Here is a 1,249-nt window from a genome sequence, read left to right on the forward strand (position 1 = left end):
CGCCGCCGGCGGGCGCCGTCGAATCGCGGACTGCCCGGCCAGCCCGCGCCGCTCAGCGCGTCGGCTGGCGGGGCGCGGCGCCGGGCGCCAGGCCGGGCGGCACCTGCATGGGCTGGTAGCCCTGCGGTCGCTGGAAGCGCGCCGGATCCTGCGCCGCGAAGCTCACCTGCGTCGCCTCGATGCCGGAGGTCTGGCCCTGATGGGTTCCCTCGGCGCGCAGCATCACCCCTTCCGCCGTGATGCAGCTGCGCGCCTGGTTCGGGCCGTCCTGCATGAGCCAGATCGTGCAGGCATGGCCGGCGACCGTCGCGCTGCCCTCGCGCCGGAAGGTCACGGTCGGCGAGTTCATCTGCTGCTCGACCGAGGGGGGCATCGGCACGTCCATGATGGCGCGCGCCTGCTCCATCACCATGAAGGCCCGTCCGCTGCGCGGGTCGGCGACCACCCAGCCCATTCCCGGCATGTCGTTGCGCATCAGCCCCTGCGCGGCGAGCCAGGAGATCGTCATCGGCGGCATCCCGGCGGGCACGCCGCTGCCGATGCTGCGGTAGGTCACCGTGACGTCGCGCGTCGGCGTGAGCGGCGGCCGGTCCTGCGCCAGGGCAGGCGCGGCGGCGAGGGTCAGCAGCACGGCAAGGGTCGGGCGGTGCATCGCGGGGCTCTCCGGTTGCGAGCGGGCGCGCCGCCACGCTCCCGCGGGGCGCTCGGCTGGTCAAGCGAGACGCGTCAGCCCGCGATCGCCCTGAGTGTGCGCACCGAAGGTGGGCACGGCGAAGGGCGTGAATCGCCGGGCCAGAGAAGCTGGACCGGCGTAGCCCTGAACACAGTCAGGGCTACGCCGGTCTAGGCTGCACGGCATGCCCGCATCGCCCATCGCGCGCCTGCGCCGCCTCTGCCTCGCGCTGCCGGAGGCGGTGGAGGTCGAGACCTGGGAGACGCCGACCTTCAGGGTGCGGGGGAGGATCTTCGCGCTGGTCGGCAGCCATGGCGATGCGCCCGCTGTGTGGCTGAAGGCGCCGCCCGGCGCGCAGGAACTGCTGCTGGCGGTCGATCCCGCCCGCTTCTTCCGCCCGCCCTATCTTGGCGGCCGCGGCTGGATCGGCGTGGTGCTGTCGGGCAGCACGGACTGGGCGGAGGTGGACGCGCTGGTGCGGCGCAGCTTCTCGCTGATCGCGCCGAGGCGCGTGGCGGCGCGAGTCGCCACGCCGGATGCGCCGGCACCCGCCACGCGGCGGGGCGCCGGCTCGCG

Annotated in this window: 2 protein-coding genes; one reads left to right on the forward strand and one right to left on the reverse strand. The window is 74.9% G+C overall.

Annotated features, from left to right (window positions below; genetic code table 11):
- Positions 1-52: 52 nt before the first annotated feature.
- Positions 53-652: a hypothetical protein gene (locus OZN99_RS31910; RefSeq protein WP_270939204.1), complete on the reverse strand. Its 600-nt coding sequence runs from the start codon at positions 650-652 to the stop codon at positions 53-55.
- 205 nt (positions 653-857) lie between these two features.
- Here OZN99_RS31910 and OZN99_RS31915 point away from each other — a divergent pair.
- Positions 858-1,249 (forward strand): MmcQ/YjbR family DNA-binding protein (locus OZN99_RS31915; RefSeq protein WP_270939205.1); only part of this gene is annotated, 392 nt, incomplete at its 3' end.

Source organism: Falsiroseomonas oryzae, from assembly GCF_027856955.1.
GTDB classification, from domain to species: Bacteria; Pseudomonadota; Alphaproteobacteria; order Acetobacterales; family Acetobacteraceae; genus Falsiroseomonas; species Falsiroseomonas oryzae.